The organism is Paraburkholderia sp. RCC_158, from assembly GCF_041355255.1.
Lineage (GTDB): Bacteria > Pseudomonadota > Gammaproteobacteria > Burkholderiales > Burkholderiaceae > Paraburkholderia > Paraburkholderia graminis.
The window spans coordinates 16,833-43,353 of record NZ_JBFUPM010000017.1 but is presented as its reverse complement, the minus strand read 5'-3'; the positions used below and the strand labels follow the sequence as shown (position 1 = coordinate 43,353).

Below are 26,521 nucleotides of genomic sequence, written 5' to 3'. Positions count from 1 at the left end.
TTACCGGGTTGAATCTTGTGAGCTTGCGGACTGCGCGCCCGCGTTGCCGGATGCTGGATCAGCGGGTTTCGCGCCCAGCGCGGCGCCGACCGCGTCGCGCGTCTGAGCAAATTCTTTCTCGAAGTCGAGCGTCTTACGGGCGCTCGACATTGCCATCACGACATGCGTGCCCTGCTCACTATCTTTGAGCCAGAACCAGAGGCGCCGTTCGCGGACGTAGAACATCGAGAAGATGCCCAATACGAGGAGCAGGCTGCCAAGATACACGACTTTTTTGCCGGGCGCGCGCGTCAGCTGAAATACCGAGGCTTGCACCTGCTTGAAGGAATCGAGCTGCAAGTAGACCGGCGATCCATACAAAAAGCTGTCTGATAGCGCGTTGATCGAGCTTTGGACGAAGCGGCTCGCGTCCGCGTTCGCGTCTGCCTGCGGCTCGCCGAGTTGCTGGCGCGACAGTTGCCACAGGTCCCACATCGAGCCTTCCAGCATACGCAGCAGCAAACCCGCGGCCTTTTCCTGCTCGCCCTTCGGCACCGAATGGTCGATGAATCCGGCGATCGCCTGGAAGCCGCCCACCGGCTGGCCGTTCGGCATCTTGACGCTTGTGTCTGCGCCGGCAAAAAGGGTCAGCACGCGCAGCGCGCTTTCTTCCAGGTGCTGCTGCAATTCGGTGTTCGCTTCGGGCACCGAACGCTGCGCGAAGCGGCGAGCGGCTTGCGCGCGCGCCCCCGGATTTTCCAGCGTGGCGCGCAGGTTCATCCACTCCTTGACGGTGCCGCCGCTGTCCGCGGGAATGCGCAGGTAGCGGAACGGATCGTCCGGATTCAGGCGCATGCCGGCGAGGAAGAACCGCTCGCCGCCCACCGTGACCGGCAGCATGTAGTTGTTGTACTCGCGCGCCTGGCCGTCCTTGTCGCGCACCTTGTACTGCACCGAAGGACCGACGTTGTGCAGCTCGAGCGGCTTCGAAGTCTTCGCGCCGGAGCCGAGGCGCTCGTCGAACGCTTCCTTCAGCGAGCGGTGCGCGGCGACGCCGCGGGCATCCGTCTGGCCGTTGGCGTTCGAAATGTTTTCGACGTTGATCGCACGGAAATCGGTGAACTCGACCGTCTGGCCGTCTGCAAGCGGCGTCGCGGAACTCAACGGCGCATTGCCGCCGATCGCGCCGCCGAACGGCGCGGTTGCCGCGCTTGCGCCGGTCATCGGAAACGCGGTCATCTGCATTTGCGAGCCGCCGTCCTGGAAGCTCGATTGATAGATCGACACGCCGTCGTACTCGAACGGCTTGTTCACCTCGATGCGCGCCGGCACGCGGGCGCCGGTCTTGTGATCGACCACGACGATGTCGCTCGCGAACAGCTTGGGCATGCCCGTCGAGTAATAGTCGACGATGAACTTTTGCAGCTCGATCGAGAACGGCAAGTCCTGAATCAGCGAGCCGTCCGGCTGGTTCAGGATCGCCGTCGACACGTGCTGCCCTTCCGGCACCCACGCGTAACCGCGGAACGTCGGATTGGATTGCGACAGACGGTGTTCCGGAGGAATGTCGTTGATGACCGTGTTCGCGCGGATCGGCGACTTGTCGAAGAGCCACATTTGCAGCTTGATCGGCAGATTGCTGTCGAGCAGGCCACCCAGGCAGATCACCACGATTGCAATGTGCGCGGAAATGTAGCCGAGCTTGGTCAACGCGCCACGTTTGGCCGCGATCAGCGTCGCGCCCTCGGACTCCCGCGTGACGAACTTATAGCCGAGTTTCGCCGATAGTTTCCCGAGCACCGCCGCGGTCTGCGCCCGCGTGCCGTGCACCGCGAATTCGCCCTTGTGATGGAACGCGCGCAGGCTGGCTTCGCGGACCTTGTCTTTCCAGCTCTTCGTGTCGGCGATCATTTTCGGCGCGTTGCGGATCACGCACAGCGACACCGACACCATCAGAAAGCCGAGAATCAGCATGAACCACCACGAGCTGTAGACCGTGTAGAGGCTCAGCGAGCGGAAGATGTCGGCCCAGAAAGGACCGAACTGATTGACGTAGTTGGGGTAGGGATCGTCCTGCGTGAGAACGGTGCCGATGATGCTGGCGATCGACAGAATCACAAGCAGCGCAATGGCAAAACGCATCGAACTCAATACTTCGATGACGCTGCGCAAGACGCGATTGCCCGACTTCGACTGCAAACCCGACGTGGTGACGCTCATTCATACTCCGACTGAACAGCAAAAAAGGGTGAAGGGCGATCGTAGATACGACGCCCCCACCCTTTTCTTGTTTTTCACCGGCCTCGACGGGCCGGTTGCACTTGCGCGCGAACCTCTTAGTGCAGGCCCGCGATGTAATCGGCAACAGCCTTTATCTCGCTGTCCGACAGACGCGTTGCGACAGCATGCATCGCCTCGTTGTTATTGCGCGCGCCCGGACCTTGCGTGAACGCGTTCAACTGCGCCACCGTGTACTCCGCCCATTGTCCTGACAAACGCGGATATTGCGACGGAATACCTTGACCCGTGGGCCCGTGACAGCTTGCACATGCCGGCACGCCCTTGTCGGCAATACCGCCACGATAGATCTTCTGCCCGAGCGGCACGGTGTTCTTGTTGTGCGCATAGCCGGGCTTCGGAGCCTGCGTCGCGAAATAGGCAGCGACGTTGACCATGTCCTGATCCGACAGCGCTGACGCCATGCCCGTCATGATCGCATTGTTGCGCACGGGCTGCTTGGCGCCGGGCTGCAGCTTGAAATCCTTGAGTTGTTTGACGAGATAGTCGGGATGCTGACCCGCGAGCTTCGGATAGGCACCGCCGGCGCTATTACCGTCTGCGCCGTGACACGACGCGCAAACCTGCACCGCGATTGCCTGCCCCCGGTTGATGTCCGGCTTTGCCGGATCTGCTGCTCGTGCCTGAATTGCCAAACCTGAAAGACCTGCCGCTACCTGAAACACCATCAGAGCCTTGCACAGTCGATTCATTCGCACACCCTGTCTCGTCTTGTGGGATTTTAGAGGTTTTGCACAATACGACGGCGACCCAAGTGACCGCCAGGAGCCGCCGAGGCACGCGGGCTGGCCCCCTCAGGTTTTCAGTAAACCATCGTATTGTACAATAACTCGCTAATCGCTAAGACGCCAGTCGGGCTTGACCCGTCCCCACTCCGGGTTCCCCGGCGTCTCGAATTCTGGCCTGCTCATGTCCTTCCTGCTCCACCAATCGCGCTTCTTCACGACCGTCAATCACCTGCGCGATCTGCCTGCCACCGCCCAGCCCGAGATCGCTTTCGCGGGGCGCTCGAACGCGGGCAAATCGACGGCTATCAACATTCTGTGCAATCAGAAGCGGCTGGCATTCGCGAGTAAAACGCCGGGGCGCACGCAGCACATCAATTACTTTTCGGTCGGACGCGAGGACGAACCGGTCGCCCATCTGGTCGACCTGCCGGGCTACGGCTACGCCGAAGTGCCCGGCGCGGCGAAGGCTCACTGGGAGGCGCTGCTTTCCACGTACCTGCAGTCGCGCTCGCAATTGCGCGGCATGATTCTGATGATGGATTCCCGCCGTCCGTTGACCGATCTGGACCGGCGAATGATCGAGTGGTTCGCGCCGACCGGCAAGCCGATTCACGCACTCCTGACCAAATGCGACAAATTGACGCGCCAGGAAAGTGTGAATGCGTTGCGCACAACGCAGAAGGGTTTCGCCGAGTATCGTGCCGCGGGCTACCAGGGCGAACTGACGGCGCAGCTTTTTTCGGCGCTCAAGCGTGTCGGTATCGACGAGGCGCATGAATTGGTCGAAAGCTGGCTGATCCCCGGCGCCAAAGGCGAAACGGACGCCGCGCAGTAAGCCGAGTCCGGGTTTTCGAATCAGGGAAAGCGCCGTTTTCGTCGGCGCATAAAAAAACCCGCCGCATTAACGGCGGGTCAAACAGCCTAATCGAAAAACGACAGGCACCCGCTCAGGGAGGAGAAGCGGGGAGGTCAGCGCCAGGCGCCTTGCTCGATCGGTATGATATACCATTGTCTTGAAAAGTTTCCGCGAGTGGCCGCCTGCAGTTGGTGCCGCTCGTGTCACCGCCCCACTCAAGACACTCACGTTTTCTATCCCACATGAGCTTCTACCCGCACTATCGCCCGCGCCGCATGCGCCGCGACGACTTTTCGCGCCGTCTGATGCGCGAAAACATTCTCACCACCAACGACCTGATCTATCCCGTGTTCGTGGTCGAGGGCACTAATATTCGCCAAGCGGTGCCGTCGATGCCCGGCGTCGATCGCGTTTCCGTCGACCTGCTGATGAAAGTCGCCGAGCAATGCGTCGAGCTGGGCGTGCCCGTGCTGTCGCTGTTTCCGGCGATCGAGCCGTCGCTGAAAACGCCCGATGGCCGCGAGGCGGCGAACCCCGCGGGGCTGATTCCGCGCGCGGTTCGCGAACTCAAGAAGCACTTCCCTGAGCTCGGCGTGCTCACCGACGTCGCGCTCGACCCGTACACGAGCCACGGCCAGGACGGCGTGCTCGACGAGACGGGTTACGTGATCAACGACGAAACCGTCGAAATCCTGATCGAGCAGGCGCGCGCGCAGGCCGAGGCGGGCGTCGATATCGTTGCGCCCTCTGACATGATGGACGGCCGCATTGGCGCCATCCGCGAAATGCTGGAAAGCGAGGACCATGTGCATACGCGGATCATGGCTTACGCGGCCAAGTTCGCGTCCGCGTTCTACGGCCCGTTCCGCGACGCCGTGGGCTCGGCCACGAACCTCGGCAAAAGCAACAAGATGACGTACCAGATGGACCCGGCGAATTCGAACGAAGCGCTGCGCGAAGTCCAGGCGGACATCAACGAAGGCGCCGATATGGTGATGGTCAAGCCGGGCATGCCGTATCTCGACATCGTGCGTCGCGTGAAGGACGAGTTCCAGTTCCCGACCTACGTCTATCAGGTCAGCGGCGAGTACGCGATGCTGAAAGCGGCGGCCCAGAACGGCTGGCTCGATCACGACAAGGCGATGATGGAATCGCTGCTCGCGTTCAAGCGTGCGGGCGCGGACGGCGTTCTGACGTATTTCGCGCTGGATGCGGCGCGGATTCTGCGGTCGCAGAAGTGAGTTGGGTTGGGTTTTAGGTTAGCGGGTGTAGCGAAGAACTCGCTAGAAATGGAAAACGGAGGCGGACTTTGAGTCGCGCCTCCGTTTTTTTTGTGCGCTCACCGGGCGTAAGCCCCGCGCGTTGCACATCGTCGTGTGATTTGCGTGCGATCAGGTCTGCGGCGCACTCGCCCGCTCGAGCGAACGCAGGAATTTGTCAGCCGATTCGTAACCGACGACGCGCAGCACCTCTTTGCCGCCGCGGTCGAAGAAGATAATCCCCGGCGGGCCGAAAAGGCCGAATCGCTTGAGCAGAGCCTGATCGTCGCCGTTATTCGCGGTGACGTCGGCGCGCAGCAGATTCATCTGCTTTAACTTCGCCTGGACGCGCGGATCGCTGAAGGTGAATTTCTCCATCTCTTTGCAGCTCACGCACCAGTCCGCGTAAAAATCGAGCATGGCGGGCTGTGCCGCCGCTTTGACGGCGCCGTCCAGTTCCGCCGATGAACGCACCGCCTGGAACGCCAGATCGTCGTGCGACGCGGTTTGCGGCGCGCCGGCCACAGACGTCGCGGCCGGCGCCGCCGACCGCGACGCCAGCACGGCGAGCGGACGCAATGGATCGGACGAACCCGCAGCAAGTCCGACCAGCAGCACGGCCGCCCAAACAGCGAGGGCCGCGCCGATGCCGCGTCCAAGCCGCCGCCATATCGACGCCTGCGCGCCAGACGCGGAAAAAAGGCCCAAGCATGCGGCGGCGATCAGCAACCAGAGTGCGCTGAGCAACATGGTGGCGGTTGCTCCAAGCACGGGCCACACGATCCACAGCGCCGCGGCGAGCAGCACGACGCCGAACAGCACCTTGATGTCGTCCATCCATGCGCCGGCGCGCGGCAGCAAAGTCCCGGCGCCGAGACCGACAATCATCAGGGGCACGCCAAGCCCCAGCCCCATTGCGAACAGCGCCGCGCCGCCGAGCACCGCGCTCCCCGTATGCGCGATGAAGGCCAGCACCGCGAAAAGCGGCGCAGTCATGCAGGCGCCGACCACCAGTGCCGACAGCGCGCCCATTCCGGCGACGGCTGCGAACTTGCCGCCCGAACGTCCCGCCGACGCGTGCGACGCGCCTTCCTGCCAGCGCTGCGGCAACGCGATGTCAAACCCGGCGATCAGCGTGAGTGCGAAAATAGTCAGCAGCACGCCGAACGCGCCCAACACCCACGGATTCTGCAGCCAGGCGCCAAGACTCTGCCCGACCAGCGCGGCGGCAATGCCGAGCGCGGTGTAGACGAGCGCCATCCCGATGACATAGGCCAGCGACAGCGCGAAGCCGCGCGCCCGCGTGACCCGCGCGCCTTCACCGATGATGATCGCCGACAGGATCGGAATCATCGGATAGGAACACGGCAGCAGGCTCAGCACGATGCCCGCAACGAAGTAAAGCCCAATGATCGCGAGGAAGCCTCCGCCTTGCAGCAGCGATTGCGCGTAGTCGGCGCTGGTGGCGCGCTCGTACCAAGGCGCGTCGTTTGCCGCGGATTGCGGCGCAGCCGCGCTGCCGGCCGGCAGCAGCGCCGCGCCGCTGACGTGGTAGACGCGCTCCATCGGCGGATAACAGATGCCGGCGTCCGCGCAGCCTTGCGATGTGACCGCCAGATCGAACCCACCTGCGGCCTGCTTCACGGGAATCCGGATCGTCAGTTCGTTGCGATACGTCTCAACGTTCTTGTTGAACGTCTGATCGAATTTGATATGACCCGCCGGCAACTGCGGTTCGCCGATCGTCGCGTTTCCGTTGCGGGCCGCAAATGCGAAGCGCTCGCGGTACATGTAGTAGCCGTCCGCGATCTTGTAGGTCACGTCGACCTCGCCGGGCTTCTCGGTCGCGCTGAATTTGAAGGCGACGGCAGGATCGAGGAAGTCGTCCGAAGCGCGGGCAAGCGTGCCGAACTGCGCGAGAATCAGGCACGCGGAAACGAGGAATGCGGCACGCAACGCGTGACGCGCGCGTCGGTTGAGACCGTTAAACATGTAGGGGACGTTGGGTTTCAGAAATGATCCACTGGCCATAGGCGGCCGATGCGGCAGCTTGCCATGACAGGATTTCCGGCGTGTCGTAGGGATGGTTCGCCTGTAGGTACTGCTCGAGCTCGAGCACGCGGGCGGCGCTGGTCTTGAACAGCAGCTGGATTTCTTGCGCCGTTTCTAGCTGACCCTGCCAATGGTAATTGGACTGCACCGGGCCGAGCTGCGTAACGCATGCACACAGGCGTGCGGCCAATGCGTCCGCGGCCAGCTTCTGTGCAGCGGCCGCGTCGGGCACCGTCGTGAGAAGGAGAGTCACATTCACGTTCACAGCAAGCTCCAGCCAGGCACAATTTGCGTGTCAATATCGTATCACCTGGTCTTGGACCGCCGCTGGCTGCCCGACCGCGTGGACGCGAGGATGCGGCGTTTCGCCGCCTGTGCCAGCGCGCCTACTACGCCTGCCGCCATAAACAAAAAAGCCAGGCTGTGAGCCTGGCTTTCTTCTGTGCTATCAGCGCTTCAAAGCTTATTCAGCTTCTTGCACTTCGACTTCTTCAACTTCCGGACGATCGAGCAGTTCGACCAGAGCCATCGGTGCGTTGTCGCCGACGCGGAAGCCAAACTTCAGCACGCGCAGGTAGCCGCCCGGACGGGTAGCGTAACGCGGGCCGAGGACTTCAAACAGCTTCGTGACCGAGTCACGATCGCGCAGGCGGTTGAACGCCAGACGACGGTTTGCCAGCGACGGCTTCTTGCCGAGCGTGATCAGCGGCTCGACGACTTTACGGAGTTCTTTCGCCTTCGGCAGCGTGGTCTTGATGACTTCGTGCTCGATCAGCGAGTTGGACATGTTACGGAGCATTGCCAGACGGTGGCTGCTCGTGCGGTTCAGTTTCCGCAGACCATGACGGTGACGCATGTTAATTCCTTCGATTCAAAGTTTTGATCCAGCTCTTCTATCGCGCTCGATCTACCAAAGTAGCGAGTGCACGGGCCGGTAGTGAAAAAAGACAAGACGCGGATTTTAAAGGAAAATCCGCGTCTTTGCCAGTACAGCGGCGGGCTCTGCCCCGGATGACTGCCGAGTTACTTGTCCAGCCCTGCGGGCGGCCAGTTTTCCAGCTTCATGCCGAGCGTCAAACCACGCGACGCCAAGACTTCCTTGATTTCGTTCAACGACTTGCGGCCCAGGTTCGGCGTCTTGAGCAACTCGTTTTCCGTGCGCTGGATCAGATCGCCGATGTAGTAGATGTTCTCGGCCTTCAGGCAGTTCGCGGAACGAACCGTGAGTTCGAGATCATCGACCGGACGCAGCAGGATCGGATCGATCTGCGGTGCGCGCGACGGCGCTTCAGCCGTTGCTTCGGTGCCTTCCAGTGCAGCGAACACCGACAGCTGATCGACCAGAATGCGCGCCGATTGACGGATCGCTTCTTCCGGCGAAATCACACCGTTCGTTTCGATGTTCATCACGAGCTTGTCGAGGTCGGTACGCTGTTCGACGCGAGCGCTTTCAACGGCGTAGCTCACGCGGCGAACCGGCGAGAACGACGCGTCCAGCACGATACGGCCGATAATCTTGGCCGACTCCTCGCCATAACGACGCACATTGCCCGGCACGTAGCCGCGGCCCTTTTCGACCTTGATCTGAACGTCGAGCTTGCCGCCCTTCGACAGATGCGCGATCACGTGGTCAGGGTTGATCACTTCGCAGTCGTGCGCCAGCTCGATGTCGCCAGCGGTCACAACGCCTTCGCCTTCCTTGCGCAGCGTAACCGTCACTTCGTCACGGTTATGCAGCTTGAACACCACGCCCTTCAGGTTCAACAACAGGTTGACCACGTCCTCTTGCACACCGTCGAGCGTCGAATATTCATGTACGACGCCTGCGATCGTCACTTCGGTCGGCGCATAGCCGATCATGGACGACAGCAGCACGCGCCGAAGCGCGTTACCCAAGGTGTGGCCGTAACCGCGTTCAAACGGTTCCATGACCACTTTCGCGTGGCTTTCGCCCAGCGATTCAACTGCGATGATCTTGGGCTTCAACAAACTGGTTTGCATAGGTTTTCCTTTTCAATACCCTCGGCTCGTTACACCGATAAGGCTGACCGGTAACAACCTGAAAATAAACAGCCGAGACGCCCCCTTGCGCAACGCAACGAGGTGCCCCGGCCGTTAATCCGATTACCGCGAATACAATTCGACGATCAGGCTTTCGTTGATATCGCCAGCGATGTCGCTGCGTTCCGGCTTGGACTTGAACGTGCCTTCGAACTTCTTCGAATCCACGGCGACCCAGCTCGGCATGCCGCCTTGCTCAGCCAGCGACAGCGCTTCGAGAATACGCGCTTGCTTCTTCTTCTGTTCGCGCACTGCGACGACGTCGCCTGCCTTCACTTGCATCGACGGGATGTTCGACACGACGCCGTTCACCGTGATCGCCTTGTGGCTCACCAGCTGACGCGCTTCAGCACGCGTCGAACCGAAGCCCATGCGGTACACGACGTTATCCAGACGCGACTCGAGCAATTGCAGCAGGTTTTCACCCGTGTTGCCCTTCAGACGGTCGGCTTCGGCGAAGTAACGGCGGAATTGACGCTCCAGAACACCGTAGATGCGCTTCACTTTTTGCTTTTCGCGCAGCTGCGTGCCGTAGTCGGACGTACGCGCACCCGAGGTGCGGCCATGCTGGCCGGGCTTGCTGTCAAGCTTGCACTTGTCAGCGAGCGAACGACGGGCGCTCTTCAGGAAGAGGTCAGTGCCTTCACGGCGGGACAGCTTGGCCTTAGGGCCGATATAACGTGCCACGTTGATTCCTTCGTTGATTGATCACGCGAATGCTCGCACTCGCGCTAGTCCGAACCCTTTGGGTCGAACGGTGGGCTTAGTCAATTCAATAGCGCAAGCAGCCTGTTTCGCCGGTCACTTGAACCAGCGGCAACAGGCGCTAGCGAAAACAGCGTCTTAGATACGACGACGCTTCGGCGGACGGCAGCCGTTGTGCGGGACCGGGGTCACGTCGGAGATTGCCGTGATCTTGATGCCAAGACCATGCAACGCGCGCACCGCCGATTCACGGCCAGGACCGGGGCCCTTGATCCGCACTTCGAGGTTCTTCACGCCGTATTCCATCGCCACGCGGCCAGCCGATTCGGCCGCCACCTGAGCTGCAAACGGGGTCGATTTACGCGAACCCTTGAAGCCCTGACCACCCGACGTTGCCCAGGCAAGTGCATTGCCTTGACGATCGGTGATCGTGATGATGGTGTTGTTGAACGACGCGTGAACGTGAACCACGCCCTCGGCGACGTTCTTCTTGACCTTCTTGCGAACGCGTTGCGCCGCGGAGTTGTTCGAAGCCTTAGCCATTACGTTTTCCTGTAACTGTCAGTTCCGCTTACTTCTTCAGCGATTGCGCTGCACGACGCGGACCCTTGCGCGTACGGGCATTCGTACGCGTACGTTGGCCGCGCAGGGGCAAGCCCTTACGATGCCGAACGCCACGGTAGCAGCCGAGATCCATCAGGCGCTTGATGTTCATCGTCGTTTCACGGCGCAGATCGCCTTCAACGATGAACTTGCCGACTTCTTCACGCAGCTTTTCGAGGTCTGCGTCGTTCAGGTCTTTGACCTTCTTCGAAAATGCCACACCAGCAGCGACGCAAATGTCGCGCGAGCGCGTGCGGCCGATACCGTAAATAGCCGTCAGGCCGATTTCAGTATGCTGGTGATTCGGGATGTTAACCCCTGCGATACGAGCCATTGTTTTTCCTCAAACAAAAAGCGCAAGCAAAAGCGCGGCGTTCAGCCTTGACGCTGTTTGTGGCGCGGATCAGAGCTGCAAATCACGCGCACAACGCCTTTGCGCTTGATGATCTTGCAATTGCGGCAAATGCGCTTAACCGATGCCATCACTTTCATGATATTACCCTTTTTTCAAATCACTTCGCCCGGAACACGATCCGCGCACGCGAGAGATCGTAAGGCGTCAATTCAACCGTCACCTTGTCGCCCGGCAGGATTCGGATGTAGTGCATCCGCATCTTGCCGGATATGTGTCCCAATACGACATGGCCGTTTTCCAGCTTCACCCTGAAGGTAGCATTAGGCAGGTTTTCGATGACTTCACCCTGCATCTGGATAACATCGTCTTTGGCCATAAGTCCTTTCAACGCATCGGGACGCCGCCGCCTTTGAAATTAGCCTTCTTCAGCAGCGATTCATACTGTTGCGACATAACGTACGACTGCACCTGCGCCATGAAATCCATTGTGACGACGACAATGATCAGCAGCGACGTTCCACCAAAATAAAACGGCACGTTCCAGCGCAGCACCAGAAACTCGGGCAGCAGGCAAACAAACACGATGTAGATCGCACCGGCCAGCGTCAGACGCGTGAGGATGCGGTCGATATATCGCGCCGTTTGATCGCCCGGGCGGATGCCAGGAACGAAAGCGCCACTCTTTTTCAGGTTGTCGGCCGTCTCTCTGCTGTTGAACACCAGCGCGGTGTAGAAAAAGCAGAAGAAAACGATCGCCAACGCGTACAGCAACACGTACACGGGCTGACCGGGCTTAATGGCCTCGGCCACGTTGTGCAGCGTGTCTGCGAACCAACTGGTGCGCGACCCCGAACTGAACCAGTTCAGGATGGTTGCCGGGAAGAGAATGATCGACGATGCGAAGATCGGCGGAATCACGCCCGACATGTTCAACTTCAGCGGCAAATGCGAAGATTGACCGCCGTAAATCTTGTTACCGACTTGCCGCTTCGCGTAGTTCACAAGGATCTTGCGCTGGCCACGTTCGATGAACACCACCAGGTACGTCACTGCGGCGATCAGCGCGACGACAATAATCGCCGAGATGATACTCATCGAGCCGGTTCGCACCAGTTCGAAAAGACCACCGATTGCATTCGGGAAACCCGCTGCAATACCGCCGAAAATGATGATCGAGATACCGTTGCCAAGCCCGCGCTCCGTGATCTGCTCACCCAGCCACATCAGGAACATCGTGCCCGTCACCAGCGTCACGACCGTCGTCAACCGAAACACCATTCCCGGATCGATCACCAGAGCCGGCTGATTTTCCAAAGCTACGGCAATGCCGAAAGCCTGGAACGTTGCCAGCAAGACCGTGAAGATACGCGTGTACTGCGTGATCTTTCGTTGCCCCGCCTGCCCTTCCTTCTTCAACGCTTCGAGTTGCGGCGAGACAATTGCCAACAACTGCATGATGATCGACGCCGAGATATACGGCATGATCCCAAGCGCGAAAATCGTGAACCGCGAAAGCGCGCCACCCGAGAACATGTTGAACATGCCAAGGATGCCGCCCGACTGGCTCTGGAACAACTTCGCCAGCTGGTCCGGGTCGATACCCGGCACCGGAATGTGCGCGCCGACACGGTAGACGATCAGCGCCAGCAGCAGAAACACTGCTCGCCGACGCAGATCGCCAAACTTCGCCGCGCTGCGACCGGGTTTTGCGAGACTCGGGCTGTTAGCCAAGTACCTTCTCCGATGCAAATGCTAGTGACGGCAAAATAACTTGCGCGTTACTCGGCAAAAGAGCCGCCGGCTGCCTCGATAGCAGCGCGCGCACCCTTCGTCGCACCCAGACCCTTCACAACGATCTTGCGCTTCAGCTCGCCCGTCGCGATGATCTTGGCGCTCTTGATCAGCTCGCCGACCAGGCCGGCTTGCTTCAGAGCCAGCAGATCGATTTCGTCGACCGGCAGCTTTTCCAGATCCGAGAGACGCACTTCACCGACGAATTCCTTCGTCAGCGAGGTGAAGCCACGCTTCGGCAGGCGACGTTGCAGCGGCATTTGACCGCCTTCGAAGCCAACCTTGTGAAAGCCGCCCGAACGCGACTTCTGACCCTTGTGACCACGGCCAGCGGTCTTGCCGAGGCCAGAGCCGATACCGCGACCAACGCGACGCTTTGCGTGCTTCGCGCCTTCAGCCGGCTTCAGATCATTCAATTCCATTATCAACTCCTTGAGTCCTGGTCAGCCGCTTAGCTGATGACCTTAACGAGGTACGAAACCTTGTTGATCATGCCGCGCACGGCCGGCGTGTCCTGCAACTCGCTGACCGAGTTGAGTCGGCGCAGACCGAGGCCACGCACCGTTGCACGGTGCGTTTCACGGGTGCCGATCAGGCTCTTGACGAGCTGGACCTTGACAGTTTTTTCAGACATGGTGTCCACCTTAGCCCAGAATATCTTCGACGGACTTGCCGCGCTTCGCCGCGATGTCGCCCGGCGTGGACTGCTTGCGCAGACCGTCGAGCGTTGCACGAACGAGGTTGTACGGGTTCGTCGAGCCGTGGCTCTTGGCCACAACGTTCTGCACGCCCATCACGTCGAACACTGCGCGCATCGGGCCGCCGGCGATCACACCGGTACCGTCCTTCGCCGGAGCGAGGAGGACCATCGATGCGCCGTGCTTGCCGTGCACTTCGTGTTGCAGGGTACCGTTCTTAAGCGGCACCTTGAACATGTTGCGGCGGGCTTGTTCCATCGCCTTCTGGACAGCGACCGGCACTTCCTTCGCCTTGCCCTTGCCCATACCGACGCGGCCATCACCGTCGCCAACCACGGTCAGTGCGGCGAAGCCGAGAATGCGGCCACCCTTCACGACCTTGGTCACGCGGTTGACCGAAATCATCTTTTCGCGCAGGCCGTCGTCGCGTTCGTCAGCCTGAACTTTCGCTTGCATCTTTGCCATGACGAATTCTTCCCTTAGAACTTGAGTCCGGCTTCGCGCGCCGCATCAGCCAGCGCTTTCACGCGGCCGTGGTAACGGAAACCCGAACGGTCGAAGGCGACGGATTCGATGCCGGCAGCCTTAGCCTTTTCTGCAATGCGCTTGCCAATCAGCGTGGCAGCGGCGACGTTGCCGCCCTTGCCCGTTTGATCAGCCAGTTGCGCACGCACTTCGGCCTCGAGCGTCGACGCGCTGGCGAGCACCTTGGTGCCGCACGGCGAGAACACTTGCGCATAGATGTGCGTGTTCGTGCGATGCACGGCGAGACGCGCGACCTGCAGCTCAGCGATCTTGATACGCGTCTGACGAGCGCGGCGCAGGCGAGATTGAGTCTTATCCATGATTGCGCACCCTTACTTCTTCTTCGTTTCTTTGAGGATCACGACCTCGTTGGCATAGCGCACGCCCTTGCCCTTGTAGGGCTCCGGCGGACGATAGCCGCGCACTTCTGCAGCGACCTGGCCAACTTTCTGCTTGTCGATCCCCTTGATCACGATTTCGGTTTGCGACGGGGTTTCAGCCTTCACGCCTTCCGGCATCTGGTGCACCACGGGGTGCGAGAAACCCAGCGACAGATTCAGCTTGTCGCCTTGCGCCTGTGCGCGGTAACCGACGCCAACCAGCGTCAGCTTGCGCTCGAAACCCTTCGTCACGCCGTTCACCATGTTCGCAACCAGTGCGCGCATCGTGCCCGACATCGCATTCGCTTCGCGGCTTTCGTCAACCGGCTCGATCTTCAGAATGCCGTTGTCGTTCACCACTTTCACGAGGCGGTTTGCCGCCTGCGTAATCGTACCCAGCGGGCCCTTGACGGTGATGCGATCATCGCTCAGGGCCACTTCTGCGCCTTGCAGCGCGATCGGGCTCTTACCTACTCGAGACATGTTTCTCTCCTTTCGGCCTTAAGCGACGTAGCAGATGACTTCGCCGCCAACGCCCGTTGCGCGCGCCTTGCGGTCCGTCATCACGCCCTTGGGCGTCGACACGATTGCCACGCCGAGGCCATTCATGACCACGGGGATGTCGTTACGGCCGCGGTACACACGCAGACCAGGCTTCGAAACGCGTTCAATGCGCTCGATGACCGGACGGCCGGCGTAGTACTTCAACACGATGTTCAATTCAGACTTCGCACCTTCGGACTTCACTGCGAAATCATCGATATAGCCTTCGTCCTTCAGGACCTGCGCAATCGCAACCTTGACTTTCGACGAGGGCATTGTCACCGAAACCTTCTCGACCATCTGCGCGTTGCGGATGCGAGTCAGCATATCGGCGATAGGATCACTCATGCTCATTTACGTTTCTCCTATTACCAGCTCGCCTTGGTCAGGCCAGGGATCTCGCCGCGGAACGCGATTTCGCGAATCTTGTTACGCGCCAGCCCGAATTTACGGAACGTGCCACGCGGGCGACCGGTAATCGCGCAACGATTGCGCTTACGGGTCGGGTTAGAGTTGCGCGGCAGTTGTTGCAGTTCCAGACGTGCTGCGTAATGCTCTTCGTCCGACTTGCTCATATCGCCGATGATCGCCTTCAACTCTGCACGCTTAGGCGCGTACTTAGCAGCGAGGCGAGCACGCTTCTTTTCACGTTCGATCAGTGCCAGTTTAGCCACGGTAACCTCAGTTTCTGAACGGGAACTTGAAGCTGGCGAGCAGAGCCTTTGCTTCGTCGTCGGTCTTCGCAGTCGTCGTGATGCTGATGTTCAGCCCACGCAGTGCGTCGATTTTGTCGTAGTCGATTTCGGGGAAAATGATCTGCTCTTTCACACCGATGTTGTAGTTGCCGCGACCATCGAATGCACGACCCGACACGCCACGGAAGTCACGCACACGGGGGAGCGCGACCGTCACGAAACGGTCCAGGAATTCGTACATTGCCTGACCGCGCAACGTGACCATTGCACCGATCGGGTAGCCCTGACGGATCTTGAAGCCAGCGATTGCCTTGCGTGCCTTCGTGATCACCGGCTTTTGGCCTGCGATCTTCGTCAGGTCGCCGACGGCGTTCTCGATGATCTTCTTGTCAGCAACCGCTTCGCCAAGGCCCATGTTCAGGGTGATCTTGGTGATGCGCGGCACTTCCATCACGGACTTGTAACCGAACTTCTCGATGAGGCCGGGTACAACCTTTTCTTTGTAAAACTCTTGCAAACGAGCCATTTTTTTACTCCGCAGCGTCAGGCGCTCAGCTCGGCACCGGTCGTCTTAAGGAAACGAACTTTCTTGTCCCCTTCGACCTTGATGCCTACACGCGATGCCTTGCCATTCGCGTCGACCAATGCGACGTTCGAAATTTGCAGCGGCATCGTCTTGGCTTCCACACCACCCGTCGTACCCTTCATCGGGTTCGGCTTGACGTGTTTCTTGACGAGGTTGATACCCTCGACAATGACCTTGCCTTCGCCAACGGACAGCACGACGCCGCGCTTGCCTTTGTCTTTGCCGGTGATGACGATAACTTCGTCACCTTTGCGAATCTTGTTCATCGCGACTCCTTACAGCACTTCAGGTGCCAACGAAACGATCTTCATGAATCGTTCGCTACGCAACTCGCGCGTGACAGGCCCGAAAATACGGGTGCCAATAGGTTCGAGCTTGGCATTCAACAGCACTGCAGCATTGCCGTCGAACTTGATCAGCGAGCCGTCCTGACGGCGCACGCCCTTGGCGGTGCGAACCACCACGGCGTTATAAATTTCGCCTTTCTTCACGCGCCCGCGCGGCGTTGCTTCTTTGACGGTCACCTTGATGATGTCGCCAATGCTGGCATAACGACGCTTCGAGCCGCCGAGCACCTTGATGCACATGACTTCACGCGCACCCGTGTTGTCGGCCACTTCAAGCCGAGTTTCGGTCTGGATCATGGTTTATCTTTCCCAACTTAATCCGGTCACACCACCATGGCGTACCCGGTCAGTCTTGGTCCCGTCAGCCAATCGGCTGCTTGGGTTAGAACAGCAGCGACGGCAAACGAAACCCGCCATCGCAATCCGGTGAATCCTTCGGGACAGACTGGCGCCTGAACCGCTTCCCCCACCAACTTCGCCCGCGACGGGGCTCCCATAAAGAGGGAAGACCGAGATTATAACAAATAATCTCGGTCTTGCAAGCGAAATCTACTGCGATTTCAACTACGTCTACAGCTATGCGGCGTCAGATGACGCGAGCAGCCTCGACCAGGCGAGCCACAACCCAAGCCTTCGTCTTCGAAATCGGACGAGTTTCCTGGATTTCAACGAGGTCACCCTCGTTGTACGTGTTCGCGTCGTCGTGCGCGTGGTACTTCTTCGAGCGCACAACGTACTTGCCGTAGATCGGGTGCTTCACGCGGTGCTCAACCAGCACGGTGACCGTCTTGTCCATCTTGTTGCTGACGACCTTGCCGACCAGCGTCCGCTTGAGCGAGGTTTTTACGCTATCGTTCATTTCTGGTTCGCCTTCTCAGTCAGGACGGTCCGCACACGTGCGATGTCGCGACGAACCTTCTTCAGCTGGCTCGTGTTCGTGAGCTGCTGGGTCGCGAGTTGCATGCGCAGGCCGAATTGCGCCTTCAACAGGTCCGACAGCTCCTTGTTGAGCGCGGCCTGATCTTTCTGGTGAAGTTCGGAAGCCTTCATCATTTGCTCCTTAGGCGCCGAGCTGACGCACGATAAACGTCGTCTTCAGCGGCAGCTTAGCTGCAGCCAGACGGAACGCTTCGCGTGCCAGCTCTTCGGTTACGCCGTCCATTTCGTACAGCATCTTGCCCGGTTGAATCTCTGCGACGTAGTACTCAGGGTTACCTTTACCGTTACCCATACGTACTTCAGCCGGCTTGTGCGAGATCGGCTTGTCCGGGAAGATGCGGATCCAGATGCGGCCACCACGCTTGATGTGACGCGTCATTGCACGACGTGCCGCTTCAATCTGGCGCGCGGTCAGACGACCACGACCGATAGCCTTCAGGCCGAACTCACCGAACGACACCGCGTTACCGCGGGTAGCGACACCGGTGTTACGACCCTTCTGCTCTTTGCGATACTTTCTGCGTTTCGGTTGCAGCATCGTTATTCTCCAGTCTTCCCGTCGCCGCCGGCACCGCCAGCACGACGAGGAGCGCCACGGCGTGCACCTGCCGGGCCACCACCTTCACCATCGCGACGCGGACGGCGATCGCCACCCGGACGTGCGTTGCGGCGCGGACGCTTTTCTTCGGCGACTTCTTCAACCACCGGTGCGTCGTTGCGGCCGAGCGTGTCGCCCTTGTAGACCCACACCTTCACGCCGATGATGCCGTACGTCGTCTTCGCTTCCGAAGTTGCGTAGTCGATATCAGCACGCAGCGTATGAAGCGGCACGCGACCTTCGCGATACCATTCCGTACGAGCGATTTCGATACCGTTCAGACGGCCAGCGCTCATGATCTTGATGCCTTGGGCACCCAGACGCATCGCGTTTTGCATCGCACGCTTCATCGCGCGGCGGAACATAATCCGGCGCTCGAGCTGTTGCGTGATCGAATCCGCGATCAGTTGCGCGTCGGTTTCCGGCTTGCGAATTTCTTCGATGTTGACGTGAACCGGAACGCCCATGCGCTTTTGCAGCTCGGACTTCAGCAGTTCAATGTCTTCACCCTTCTTACCGATCACGACACCCGGACGCGAGCTGAAAATCGTGATGCGTGCGTTCTTTGCAGGACGCTCGATCACCACGCGGCCGACGGACGCGTTCTTCAGCTTCTTCTTCAGGTATTCACGAACACCGATGTCTTCCTGCAACATCGCCGCGAAATTGTTGTTGTTCGCGTACCAACGCGACGCCCAATTGCGGCTGACGGCCAAACGGAAGCCAGTCGGATGAATTTTCTGTCCCATCGTATGACCCCTTAATTCCCGACCGTCACAGTGATGTGACAGGATTGCTTCTCGATGCGGTTACCGCGGCCTTTAGCGCGCGCGGTGAAACGCTTGAGCGACGCAGCCTTGTCGATGTAGATGCTCGTGATCTTGAGCTCATCGATATCGGCGCCTTCGTTATGCTCCGCATTCGCGATCGCCGACAGCACGACCTTTTTCACGATTCCCGCAGCCTTCTTCGGCGAGAACGTCAGAACGTTCAGCGCCTTGTCGACCGGCAAACCGCGGATCTGGTCAGCCACAAGGCGCGTTTTCTGCGCCGAGATGCGGGCACCGCGATGAATTGCTTTCACTTCCATCATGAGCCCCTTATTTCTTAGCCTTCTTGTCGGCTGCATGACCCTTGAACGTACGGGTCAGTGCGAACTCGCCAAGCTTGTGGCCGACCATGTTTTCCGAGATGTACACCGGAACGTGTTGACGGCCGTTGTGAACGGCGATCGTCAGACCGATGAAATCCGGGAGGATCGTCGAGCGACGCGACCAGGTTTTGATCGGCTTCTTATCCCGCGAAGCTGCTGCCGCCTCAACTTTCTTCAGCAAATGGGCGTCGCAGAACGGACCTTTTTTTACAGAACGTGCCATTGCCTACTCCTTAACGCTTGTGACGGCGCTGGACGATCATGCTCGTCGTGCGCTTGTTGCTGCGGGTGCGATAACCCTTAGCAGGCGTGCCCCACGGGCTCACCGGATCGCGACCTGCAGCCGTCTTGCCTTCACCACCACCGTGCGGGTGATCGACCGGGTTCATTGCAACGCCGCGCACCGTCGGGCGGATACCGCGCCAGCGGTTCGCGCCAGCCTTACCGATTTGACGGAGGCTATGCTCTTCGTTGCCAACTTCACCAATCGTCGCGCGGCACTCAACGTGAACGCGGCGGATTTCACCCGAGCGCAGGCGGACCTGTGCGTAGATGCCTTCACGAGCCAGCAGCATCGCCGACGTACCAGCCGAACGCGCCATTTGCGCGCCCTTGCCCGGCAGCATTTCGATGCAGTGGATCGTCGTACCGACCGGAATGTTACGGATCGGCAGCGTGTTGCCTGCGCGGATCGGCGCTTCCGAACCCGACATCAGTTGCTGGCCGACGGTGACACCCTTCGGAGCGATGATGTAGCGGCGCTCGCCGTCTGCGTACAGAACCAGCGCGATGTTCGCGCTACGGTTCGGATCGTACTCAAGACGTTCGACCTTTGCCGGAATGCCATCCTTCGTGCGACGGAAGTCGACGACACGATAGTGATGCTTATGGCCGCCACCCTTATGACGCGTGGTGATGTGACCATTGTTGTTACGGCCGGCGGTCGAGGATTGCGCGTCGAGCAGCGGTGCGAACGGCTTGCCCTTGTACAGATCCTTGTTGACCACCTTGACCATCGCGCGGCGGCCCGGCGAAGTCGGCTTAACTTTAACGATTGCCATGATTACTTGGCCTCCGCTTCAAAGTTGATTTCCTGGCCGGGCTTCAGGCAGACGTACGCCTTCTTCACGTCTTTGCGCTTGCCCATGAAACGGCCAAAGCGCTTGGCTTTGCCCTTCGAGACCAGCACGTTGACGGAATTGACTTCCACCTTGAACAGCAGCTCGACTGCAGCTTTCACTTCCTGCTTCGTGGCATCGGGCGCGACTTCGAACACGACTTGCTCGTTCTTGTCGGCCACCAGCGTCGCCTTTTCGGAGATCACCGGCGCGAGCAGGACCTGCATCAAACGATGATCGTTTTTGCGAATCTCGCTCATGACAGCAACTCCTCGATCTGGGCGACCGCAGCCTTCGTGATCAGGATCTTCTTGAAGTAGATCAGCGACAGCGGGTCGGCGTAACGCGGCTCGACAACCGCCACGTGGGCGAGGTTGCGCGACGCGAGGTACAGGTTTTCGTCAACCGTGTCGGTAATCACCAGCACGGAGTCGAGACCCATCGCCTTGAATTTTTCGGCCAGCAGCTTCGTCTTCGGCGCTTCGAGCGTCAGCTCGTCGACCACCGAGATACGGCCTTCGCGGGCCAGCTGCGAGAAGATCGAGCAGAGACCTGCGCGATGCATCTTCTTGTTGACCTTGTGCGAAAAGTTTTCTTCCGGCGAATTCGGGAAGATCCGGCCACCGCCGCGCCACAACGGGCTCGACGACATACCGGCACGGGCGCGGCCCGTACCCTTCTGGCGCCACGGCTTCTTGGTCGTGTGCTTGACTTGCTCACGGTCCTTCTGCGCGCGGTTGCCGCTACGGGCATTCGCTTGATACGCCACCACGACCTGGTGAATCAGGGCTTCGTTGTAATCGCGGCCGAACACGACGTCCGACGCGCTAACGCCTGCACCTTCCTGACCATTGGCATTCAGGAGCTTAAGTTCCATTATTTCGCTCCTTTCACGGCACGCGTCTTCACGGCCGGCGTAACGAATACCTTGCCACCCTTCGCACCCGGAACGGCGCCCTTGACCAGCAACAGGTTGCGGTCAGCGTCGATACGAGCGATTTCGAGGTTTTGCACCGTTACCGTGTCGTCACCCATATGACCGGTCATGCGCTTACCCGGGAAAACACGACCCGGATCCTGCGCCATACCGATCGAACCCGGCACGTTGTGCGAGCGCGAGTTACCGTGCGATGCACGGCCGGATGCGAAGTTGTAACGCTTGATGGTACCGGCGTAGCCCTTACCGATCGACACGCCTTGCACGTCGACCTTCTGGCCCACTTCGAACAGGTCAGGACCGACCACGGCGCCGTTCGACAACTCGGCAGCCTTAGCGGCATCGATCTGGAATTCTTTGAGGATTTCACCGGCTTGAACACCGGCTTTGGCGAGATGACCGGCCAACGGCTTCGTCACACGCGATGCACGGCGCGTACCGAATGCAACCTGCACGGCCGTGTAGCCGTCGGTTTCAACAGTCTTGATCTGCGTCACGCGGTTGTCGGACACGTCCAGCACGGTAACGGGAATCGAATCCCCTTCTGCCGTGAAGATACGGGTCATGCCAACCTTGCGACCTACGAGTCCAAGGCTCATCGTTTTCTCCATTCCCGACTGCGATTGGTCGGGGCTAATTTACAAAATGCCGGTGCCGTTTCGGGCGTGAATTCACGCTGCAGCACACCGACTTTTTTGCGCCAATGCGCGAAAAGCCTTGCATTATAGCGAGGCTTTTCGTTTTCCGCAAGCAATCAAAGACTTAGCGTTACCCGGCGGGCCGGGTGCGGCCCAAGGGCCTTATTGCAGCTTGATTTCGACGTCCACGCCAGCCGGCAGGTCCAGCTTCATCAGTGCGTCAACGGTCTTGTCCGTCGGATCGACGATGTCCATCAGGCGTTGGTGCGTACGGATTTCGAGCTGATCGCGCGACGTCTTGTTGACGTGCGGCGAACGCAGGATGTCGAAGCGTTGAATACGGGTCGGCAGCGGCACCGGACCACGAACGATTGCGCCAGTCCGCTTCGCGGTGTCGACGATCTCAGCAGCCGATTGATCGATCAGGCGATAGTCGAAAGCCTTCAGGCGAATGCGGATTTTCTGGTTCTGCATGACAATTCCTTGGAAAAGAGCGAGGCGGTATTGCACCGCCAGACGATAAAAGAGCGTAGAGCCGGATGCCCGCCGGGAGCGGGCGCCCGGCTCCGGGCACCACTTACTGCAAAAGCTTTACTGCTAAAACGTCAATCCGCGATTTTACTCGAGAATCTTGGCAACGACACCTGCGCCGACGGTACGGCCGCCTTCACGGATAGCGAAGCGCAGACCTTCTTCCATCGCGATCGGGTTGATCAGCTTCACCGTGATCGACACGTTGTCGCCCGGCATGACCATTTCCTTGTCCTTCGGCAGCTCGATCGAGCCCGTCACGTCCGTCGTACGGAAGTAGAACTGCGGACGGTAGTTGTTGAAGAACGGCGTGTGACGGCCGCCTTCGTCCTTGCTCAGCACGTACACTTCAGCCGTGAAGTGCGTGTGCGGGTTGATCGAACCCGGCTTGGCCAGCACCTGGCCACGCTCCACGTCTTCGCGCTTCGTGCCACGCAGCAGGATACCGACGTTGTCGCCTGCCTGACCCTGGTCGAGCAGCTTGCGGAACATTTCCACGCCCGTGCAGGTCGTCTTCACCGTCGGCTTGATACCGACGATTTCGATTTCCTCGCCGACCTTCACGACGCCGCGCTCAACGCGACCCGTGACCACCGTGCCACGACCCGAGATCGAGAACACGTCTTCCACCGGCATCAGGAACGCGCCGTCCACTGCGCGCTCCGGCGTCGGGATGTACGTGTCCAGCGCGTCGGCCAGGTTCATGATCGCCACTTCGCCCAGCTCGCCCTTGTCGCCTTCCAGCGCCAGCTTGGCCGAACCCTTGATGATCGGCGTGTCGTCGCCCGGAAAGTCGTACTTCGACAGAAGCTCGCGCACTTCCATCTCGACCAGCTCCAGCAGCTCGGCGTCGTCCACCATGTCGCACTTGTTCAGGAACACGATGATGTACGGCACGCCAACCTGACGCGCCAGCAGGATGTGCTCACGCGTTTGCGGCATCGGGCCGTCAGCGGCCGAGCACACCAGGATTGCGCCGTCCATCTGCGCTGCGCCCGTGATCATGTTCTTCACATAGTCAGCGTGGCCCGGGCAGTCGACGTGTGCGTAGTGGCGGTTAGCCGTTTCGTACTCGACGTGTGCCGTGTTGATCGTGATGCCACGTGCCTTTTCTTCCGGCGCCGCGTCGATCTGGTCGTACGCCTTCGCTTCGCCGCCGAACTTCTGCGTCAGAACCGTCGTGATCGCTGCCGTCAGCGTGGTCTTGCCGTGGTCAACGTGACCGATCGTGCCGACGTTCACGTGCGGCTTGGTCCGTTCGAATTTACCTTTAGCCATGTTTCTCTTCTTTCAAAAAGTTAATCGTTGAATGACTTGCCGCGCGATTACTTCGACTTGGCGTTGATGATCGCTTCCGACACATTACGCGGTGCTTCAGCGTAGTGCTTGAACTCCATCGTGTACGTTGCACGACCCTGGGTCAGCGAACGCAGCGACGTCGAGTAGCCGAACATTTCCGACAGCGGAACTTCTGCGCGGACGATCTTGCCGCCGCCAACCATGTCGTCCATGCCCTGCACGATGCCGCGACGACCCGACAGGTCGCCCATCACGTTGCCCATGTAGTCTTCAGGCGTTTCGACTTCAACAGCCATCATCGGTTCGAGGATGACCGGTTGAGCCTTGCGCATTGCTTCCTTGAACGCCATCGAACCGGCCATGCGGAATGCATTTTCGTTCGAGTCGACGTCGTGGTACGAACCGAACGTCAGGTGAACCTTCACGTCAACGACCGGGAAGCCCGCCAGCACGCCAGCCTTCAGCGTTTCCTGGATACCCTTGTCGACTGCCGGGATGTATTCACGCGGAATCACACCGCCCTTGATCTCGTCCAGGAACTCGTAGCCCTTGCCTTGCTCGTTCGGCTCGAGCGTGATGACCGCGTGACCGTACTGGCCGCGACCACCCGACTGCTTGACGAACTTGCCGTCAACGTCTTCCGCCTTGCCGCGAATCGTTTCGCGGTACGCAACCTGCGGCTTGCCGACAGTTGCTTCCACGCCGAATTCGCGCTTCATACGGTCAACCAGAATTTCGAGGTGGAGCTCGCCCATGCCGGAAATAATGGTTTGGCCCGATTCTTCGTCCGTTTGAACGCGGAACGACGGATCTTCCTGCGCCAGACGGTTCAGTGCCAGACCCATCTTTTCCTGGTCAGGCTTCGTCTTCGGCTCAACAGCCTGCGAGATCACCGGTTCCGGGAAAATCATGCGCTCGAGGACGATCGGGTGCTGCGGATCGCACAGCGTGTCGCCCGTCGTCGCTTCCTTCAGGCCGACTGCCGCGGCGATGTCGCCCGCGCGCACTTCCTTGATTTCTTCGCGCTGGTTCGCGTGCATCTGCAGAATACGGCCGAGACGTTCCTTCTTGTCCTTGGTCGCGTTCAGCACCGTGTCGCCCGAATTGACGACGCCCGAGTACACACGGAAGAAGATCAGCTGGCCGACGAACGGGTCGGTCATGATCTTGAATGCCAGCGACGAGAACTTTTCGTCGTCGGCAGCACGGCGCTCACCCTTCTCGCCGTTTTCCAGTTCGCCCGTAACCGGCGGAATGTCGATCGGCGACGGCAGGAAGTCCAGAACCGCGTCCAGCATACGCTGCACGCCCTTGTTCTTGAACGCGGTGCCGCACAGCATCGGCTGGATTTCGCAAGCGATCGTACGGTCGCGCAGACCCTTGATGATTTCCGCTTCGGAGAGCTCGCCCTCTTCCAGGTACTTGTTCATCAATTCTTCGCTCGACTCAGCGGCCGCTTCGATCATCTTCTCGCGCCATTCGTTGCACGAATCGAGGAGTTCAGCCGGGATTTCTTCGTACGAGAACTTGGTGCCCTGGGACGCGTCGTCCCAAATGATCGCCTTCATCTTCATCAGGTCGACGACGCCCGTGAAGTTTTCTTCTGCGCCGATAGGCACCACGACCGGAACCGGGTTTGCCTTCAGACGCAGCTTCAGCTGGTCGTAAACCTTGAAGAAGTTCGCGCCGGTACGGTCCATCTTGTTGATGAACGCGAGACGGGGAACCTTGTACTTGTTAGCCTGACGCCAAACCGTTTCAGATTGCGGCTGCACGCCGCCCACAGCGCAGTACACCATGCACGCGCCGTCGAGCACGCGCATGGAGCGCTCGACTTCAATCGTGAAGTCGACGTGACCCGGGGTGTCGATGATGTTGATGCGGTGCTCAGCGCGGTCGCCGGCCATGCCCTTCCAGAACGCCGTCGTAGCAGCCGACGTGATCGTGATGCCGCGTTCCTGCTCCTGCTCCATCCAGTCCATGGTCGCAGCGCCGTCGTGAACTTCACCAATCTTGTGGTTCACGCCGGTATAGAACAGGATGCGCTCGGTCGTCGTCGTTTTGCCGGCGTCGATGTGAGCGCTAATACCGATGTTACGGTAGCGCTCGATAGGTGTCTTGCGAGCCACTTTGATCCTCTATTGGGATAACGCGATGCGAGAAAAATACCCATCGCGCTGTAACACAAACGGGCGAGGCGCTTTGTAAGCGCACCCGCCCGGAATTTCTTTCCGTTGTTTCTGCTAACCCGATGCGGGAAGCTTAGAAACGGAAATGCGAGAACGCCTTGTTGGCTTCTGCCATCCGGTGAACTTCGTCGCGCTTCTTCATTGCGCCGCCACGGCCTTCGGCCGCTTCGGAGAGTTCACCTGCCAGACGCAGGGCCATCGACTTCTCGCTGCGCTTCTTCGCGGCTTCACGCAGCCAACGCATCGCCAATGCCATACGACGCGACGGACGCACTTCGACCGGAACCTGATAGTTCGCACCACCAACGCGGCGGCTCTTCACTTCGACCACCGGCTTGACGTTGTTGAGCGCTACCGTGAACACTTCCAGCGGGTCCTTGCCACCCTTGGTCTGGATCTGTTCGAAAGCGCCGTACACGATGCGCTCGGCAACAGACTTCTTGCCGGACAGCATCAGCACGTTCATGAACTTAGCTACATCTACGTTACCGAACTTCGGATCCGGCAACACTTCCCGCTTGGGGACTTCGCGACGACGCGGCATGTTTCTTCCTTTAACTTTTCAGTTGGAGCTACTTTTAGCCCCGCGGCCACCAACTAACCCGATTCATCTCTTACGACTTACCAGCCTGGTCGGGTGACCACTTACTCGACAGCA

General features: G+C 59.7%; 38 protein-coding genes. 2 read left to right on the top strand and 36 right to left on the bottom strand.

Annotation, left to right across the window (positions count from 1 at the left end):
* Both AB6809_RS26525 and AB6809_RS26520 read right to left on the bottom strand, forming a co-directional pair.
* Complete coding sequence (locus AB6809_RS26525; RefSeq protein WP_371027500.1) at positions 1–2,199, bottom strand: cytochrome c biogenesis protein ResB; 2,199 nt, start codon at positions 2,197–2,199, stop codon at positions 1–3.
* A 116-nt stretch (positions 2,200–2,315) separates the two neighbouring features.
* Complete coding sequence (locus AB6809_RS26520) at positions 2,316–2,969, bottom strand: cytochrome c (protein ID WP_006052232.1); 654 nt, start codon at positions 2,967–2,969, stop codon at positions 2,316–2,318.
* 217 nt (positions 2,970–3,186) lie between these two features.
* On the opposite strand from AB6809_RS26520, the gene yihA reads away from it, so the two are divergent.
* Both yihA and hemB read left to right on the top strand, forming a co-directional pair.
* On the top strand, positions 3,187–3,840 hold the full coding sequence (gene yihA / locus AB6809_RS26515; RefSeq protein WP_006052231.1) for a ribosome biogenesis GTP-binding protein YihA/YsxC: 654 nt from the start codon (positions 3,187–3,189) through the stop codon (positions 3,838–3,840).
* Between the two features lie 263 nt (positions 3,841–4,103).
* On the top strand, positions 4,104–5,102 hold the full coding sequence (hemB, locus tag AB6809_RS26510) for a porphobilinogen synthase (protein ID WP_006052230.1): 999 nt from the start codon (positions 4,104–4,106) through the stop codon (positions 5,100–5,102).
* A gap of 150 nt (positions 5,103–5,252) precedes the next feature.
* Here hemB and dsbD read toward each other — a convergent pair whose 3' ends face one another.
* The 34 genes from dsbD to rpsG form a co-directional block, all read right to left on the bottom strand.
* On the bottom strand, positions 5,253–7,112 hold the full coding sequence (dsbD, locus tag AB6809_RS26505) for a protein-disulfide reductase DsbD (protein WP_371027499.1): 1,860 nt from the start codon (positions 7,110–7,112) through the stop codon (positions 5,253–5,255).
* Positions 7,105–7,437 carry a divalent-cation tolerance protein CutA gene (gene cutA, locus AB6809_RS26500; RefSeq protein ID WP_371027498.1) on the bottom strand — a complete coding sequence of 111 codons (333 nt, stop codon included), beginning with the start codon at positions 7,435–7,437 and terminating at the stop codon, positions 7,105–7,107. The genes dsbD and cutA overlap by 8 nt, the downstream gene beginning before the upstream one ends.
* A 198-nt stretch (positions 7,438–7,635) precedes the next feature.
* Positions 7,636–8,028: a 50S ribosomal protein L17 gene (gene rplQ, locus AB6809_RS26495; RefSeq protein ID WP_006052227.1), complete on the bottom strand. Its 393-nt coding sequence runs from the start codon at positions 8,026–8,028 to the stop codon at positions 7,636–7,638.
* Positions 8,029–8,195: 167 nt separating this feature from the next.
* Positions 8,196–9,173, bottom strand: a complete 978-nt coding sequence (gene rpoA, locus AB6809_RS26490) for a DNA-directed RNA polymerase subunit alpha (protein ID WP_006052226.1) — start codon at positions 9,171–9,173, stop codon at positions 8,196–8,198.
* A 123-nt stretch (positions 9,174–9,296) separates the two neighbouring features.
* Complete coding sequence (rpsD, locus tag AB6809_RS26485) at positions 9,297–9,920, bottom strand: 30S ribosomal protein S4 (RefSeq protein WP_006052225.1); 624 nt, start codon at positions 9,918–9,920, stop codon at positions 9,297–9,299.
* Positions 9,921–10,076: 156 nt separating this feature from the next.
* Positions 10,077–10,481, bottom strand: a complete 405-nt coding sequence (gene rpsK, locus AB6809_RS26480; protein WP_006052224.1) for a 30S ribosomal protein S11 — start codon at positions 10,479–10,481, stop codon at positions 10,077–10,079.
* Positions 10,482–10,509: 28 nt separating this feature from the next.
* Positions 10,510–10,875, bottom strand: a complete 366-nt coding sequence (gene rpsM / locus AB6809_RS26475; RefSeq protein ID WP_006052223.1) for a 30S ribosomal protein S13 — start codon at positions 10,873–10,875, stop codon at positions 10,510–10,512.
* Positions 10,876–10,916: 41 nt separating this feature from the next.
* Positions 10,917–11,033 (bottom strand): 50S ribosomal protein L36, encoded by a 117-nt coding sequence (rpmJ, locus tag AB6809_RS26470; protein ID WP_004199844.1) that lies wholly within the window; start codon positions 11,031–11,033, stop codon positions 10,917–10,919.
* 20 nt (positions 11,034–11,053) lie between these two features.
* Positions 11,054–11,272 (bottom strand): translation initiation factor IF-1, encoded by a 219-nt coding sequence (gene infA / locus AB6809_RS26465; RefSeq protein ID WP_004521905.1) that lies wholly within the window; start codon positions 11,270–11,272, stop codon positions 11,054–11,056.
* Positions 11,273–11,280: 8 nt separating this feature from the next.
* On the bottom strand, positions 11,281–12,627 hold the full coding sequence (secY, locus tag AB6809_RS26460; RefSeq protein ID WP_006052222.1) for a preprotein translocase subunit SecY: 1,347 nt from the start codon (positions 12,625–12,627) through the stop codon (positions 11,281–11,283).
* 47 nt (positions 12,628–12,674) lie between these two features.
* Entirely contained in the window at positions 12,675–13,109 is a 435-nt protein-coding gene (gene rplO, locus AB6809_RS26455) for a 50S ribosomal protein L15 (protein WP_006052221.1), read from the bottom strand.
* Positions 13,110–13,138: 29 nt separating this feature from the next.
* Entirely contained in the window at positions 13,139–13,321 is a 183-nt protein-coding gene (rpmD, locus tag AB6809_RS26450) for a 50S ribosomal protein L30 (RefSeq protein ID WP_006052220.1), read from the bottom strand.
* 10 nt (positions 13,322–13,331) lie between these two features.
* Entirely contained in the window at positions 13,332–13,850 is a 519-nt protein-coding gene (gene rpsE, locus AB6809_RS26445) for a 30S ribosomal protein S5 (RefSeq protein ID WP_006052219.1), read from the bottom strand.
* Positions 13,851–13,864: 14 nt separating this feature from the next.
* Positions 13,865–14,230, bottom strand: coding sequence for a 50S ribosomal protein L18 (rplR, locus tag AB6809_RS26440; protein WP_006052218.1), 366 nt, complete (start codon positions 14,228–14,230; stop codon positions 13,865–13,867).
* 12 nt (positions 14,231–14,242) lie between these two features.
* The gene (gene rplF / locus AB6809_RS26435) at positions 14,243–14,773 is read right to left on the bottom strand and encodes a 50S ribosomal protein L6 (RefSeq protein WP_006052217.1); all 531 of its coding nucleotides are present in this window, start codon (positions 14,771–14,773) and stop codon (positions 14,243–14,245) included.
* Between the two features lie 18 nt (positions 14,774–14,791).
* Positions 14,792–15,187: a 30S ribosomal protein S8 gene (gene rpsH, locus AB6809_RS26430; protein WP_006052216.1), complete on the bottom strand. Its 396-nt coding sequence runs from the start codon at positions 15,185–15,187 to the stop codon at positions 14,792–14,794.
* 14 nt (positions 15,188–15,201) lie between these two features.
* On the bottom strand, positions 15,202–15,507 hold the full coding sequence (gene rpsN, locus AB6809_RS26425; RefSeq protein WP_006052215.1) for a 30S ribosomal protein S14: 306 nt from the start codon (positions 15,505–15,507) through the stop codon (positions 15,202–15,204).
* 7 nt (positions 15,508–15,514) lie between these two features.
* Positions 15,515–16,054, bottom strand: coding sequence for a 50S ribosomal protein L5 (rplE, locus tag AB6809_RS26420; protein ID WP_006052214.1), 540 nt, complete (start codon positions 16,052–16,054; stop codon positions 15,515–15,517).
* A gap of 17 nt (positions 16,055–16,071) precedes the next feature.
* Complete coding sequence (rplX, locus tag AB6809_RS26415) at positions 16,072–16,380, bottom strand: 50S ribosomal protein L24 (RefSeq protein WP_006052213.1); 309 nt, start codon at positions 16,378–16,380, stop codon at positions 16,072–16,074.
* Positions 16,381–16,389: 9 nt separating this feature from the next.
* A complete protein-coding gene (rplN, locus tag AB6809_RS26410) occupies positions 16,390–16,758 on the bottom strand; it encodes a 50S ribosomal protein L14 (RefSeq protein WP_006052212.1) in 369 nt (122 codons plus the stop codon).
* Positions 16,759–17,047: 289 nt separating this feature from the next.
* A complete protein-coding gene (gene rpsQ / locus AB6809_RS26405) occupies positions 17,048–17,320 on the bottom strand; it encodes a 30S ribosomal protein S17 (protein WP_007180129.1) in 273 nt (90 codons plus the stop codon).
* A complete protein-coding gene (rpmC, locus tag AB6809_RS26400; RefSeq protein WP_007180130.1) occupies positions 17,317–17,511 on the bottom strand; it encodes a 50S ribosomal protein L29 in 195 nt (64 codons plus the stop codon). Before rpmC ends, rpsQ begins: the two co-directional genes overlap by 4 nt.
* A gap of 10 nt (positions 17,512–17,521) precedes the next feature.
* Positions 17,522–17,938, bottom strand: coding sequence for a 50S ribosomal protein L16 (rplP, locus tag AB6809_RS26395; protein WP_013340739.1), 417 nt, complete (start codon positions 17,936–17,938; stop codon positions 17,522–17,524).
* A 2-nt stretch (positions 17,939–17,940) separates the two neighbouring features.
* Entirely contained in the window at positions 17,941–18,747 is an 807-nt protein-coding gene (rpsC, locus tag AB6809_RS26390; protein ID WP_012434570.1) for a 30S ribosomal protein S3, read from the bottom strand.
* Positions 18,748–18,758: 11 nt separating this feature from the next.
* Entirely contained in the window at positions 18,759–19,091 is a 333-nt protein-coding gene (rplV, locus tag AB6809_RS26385; RefSeq protein ID WP_007180133.1) for a 50S ribosomal protein L22, read from the bottom strand.
* Positions 19,092–19,098: 7 nt separating this feature from the next.
* Entirely contained in the window at positions 19,099–19,374 is a 276-nt protein-coding gene (gene rpsS / locus AB6809_RS26380) for a 30S ribosomal protein S19 (protein ID WP_004199273.1), read from the bottom strand.
* Between the two features lie 10 nt (positions 19,375–19,384).
* Positions 19,385–20,212, bottom strand: coding sequence for a 50S ribosomal protein L2 (gene rplB, locus AB6809_RS26375; protein ID WP_029971246.1), 828 nt, complete (start codon positions 20,210–20,212; stop codon positions 19,385–19,387).
* A gap of 2 nt (positions 20,213–20,214) precedes the next feature.
* On the bottom strand, positions 20,215–20,529 hold the full coding sequence (gene rplW / locus AB6809_RS26370) for a 50S ribosomal protein L23 (RefSeq protein ID WP_007180135.1): 315 nt from the start codon (positions 20,527–20,529) through the stop codon (positions 20,215–20,217).
* A complete protein-coding gene (rplD, locus tag AB6809_RS26365) occupies positions 20,526–21,146 on the bottom strand; it encodes a 50S ribosomal protein L4 (protein ID WP_007180136.1) in 621 nt (206 codons plus the stop codon). The genes rplW and rplD overlap by 4 nt, the downstream gene beginning before the upstream one ends.
* Positions 21,146–21,805, bottom strand: a complete 660-nt coding sequence (rplC, locus tag AB6809_RS26360) for a 50S ribosomal protein L3 (RefSeq protein ID WP_029971245.1) — start codon at positions 21,803–21,805, stop codon at positions 21,146–21,148. The genes rplD and rplC overlap by 1 nt, the downstream gene beginning before the upstream one ends.
* A gap of 201 nt (positions 21,806–22,006) precedes the next feature.
* Positions 22,007–22,318 (bottom strand): 30S ribosomal protein S10, encoded by a 312-nt coding sequence (rpsJ, locus tag AB6809_RS26355; protein ID WP_006998489.1) that lies wholly within the window; start codon positions 22,316–22,318, stop codon positions 22,007–22,009.
* Between the two features lie 144 nt (positions 22,319–22,462).
* The gene (gene tuf, locus AB6809_RS26350) at positions 22,463–23,653 is read right to left on the bottom strand and encodes an elongation factor Tu (RefSeq protein ID WP_012434572.1); all 1,191 of its coding nucleotides are present in this window, start codon (positions 23,651–23,653) and stop codon (positions 22,463–22,465) included.
* A gap of 47 nt (positions 23,654–23,700) precedes the next feature.
* A complete protein-coding gene (gene fusA / locus AB6809_RS26345; RefSeq protein WP_029972182.1) occupies positions 23,701–25,803 on the bottom strand; it encodes an elongation factor G in 2,103 nt (700 codons plus the stop codon).
* Positions 25,804–25,936: 133 nt separating this feature from the next.
* Entirely contained in the window at positions 25,937–26,407 is a 471-nt protein-coding gene (gene rpsG, locus AB6809_RS26340; RefSeq protein ID WP_006053291.1) for a 30S ribosomal protein S7, read from the bottom strand.
* Between the last annotated feature and the right edge of the window lie 114 nt (positions 26,408–26,521).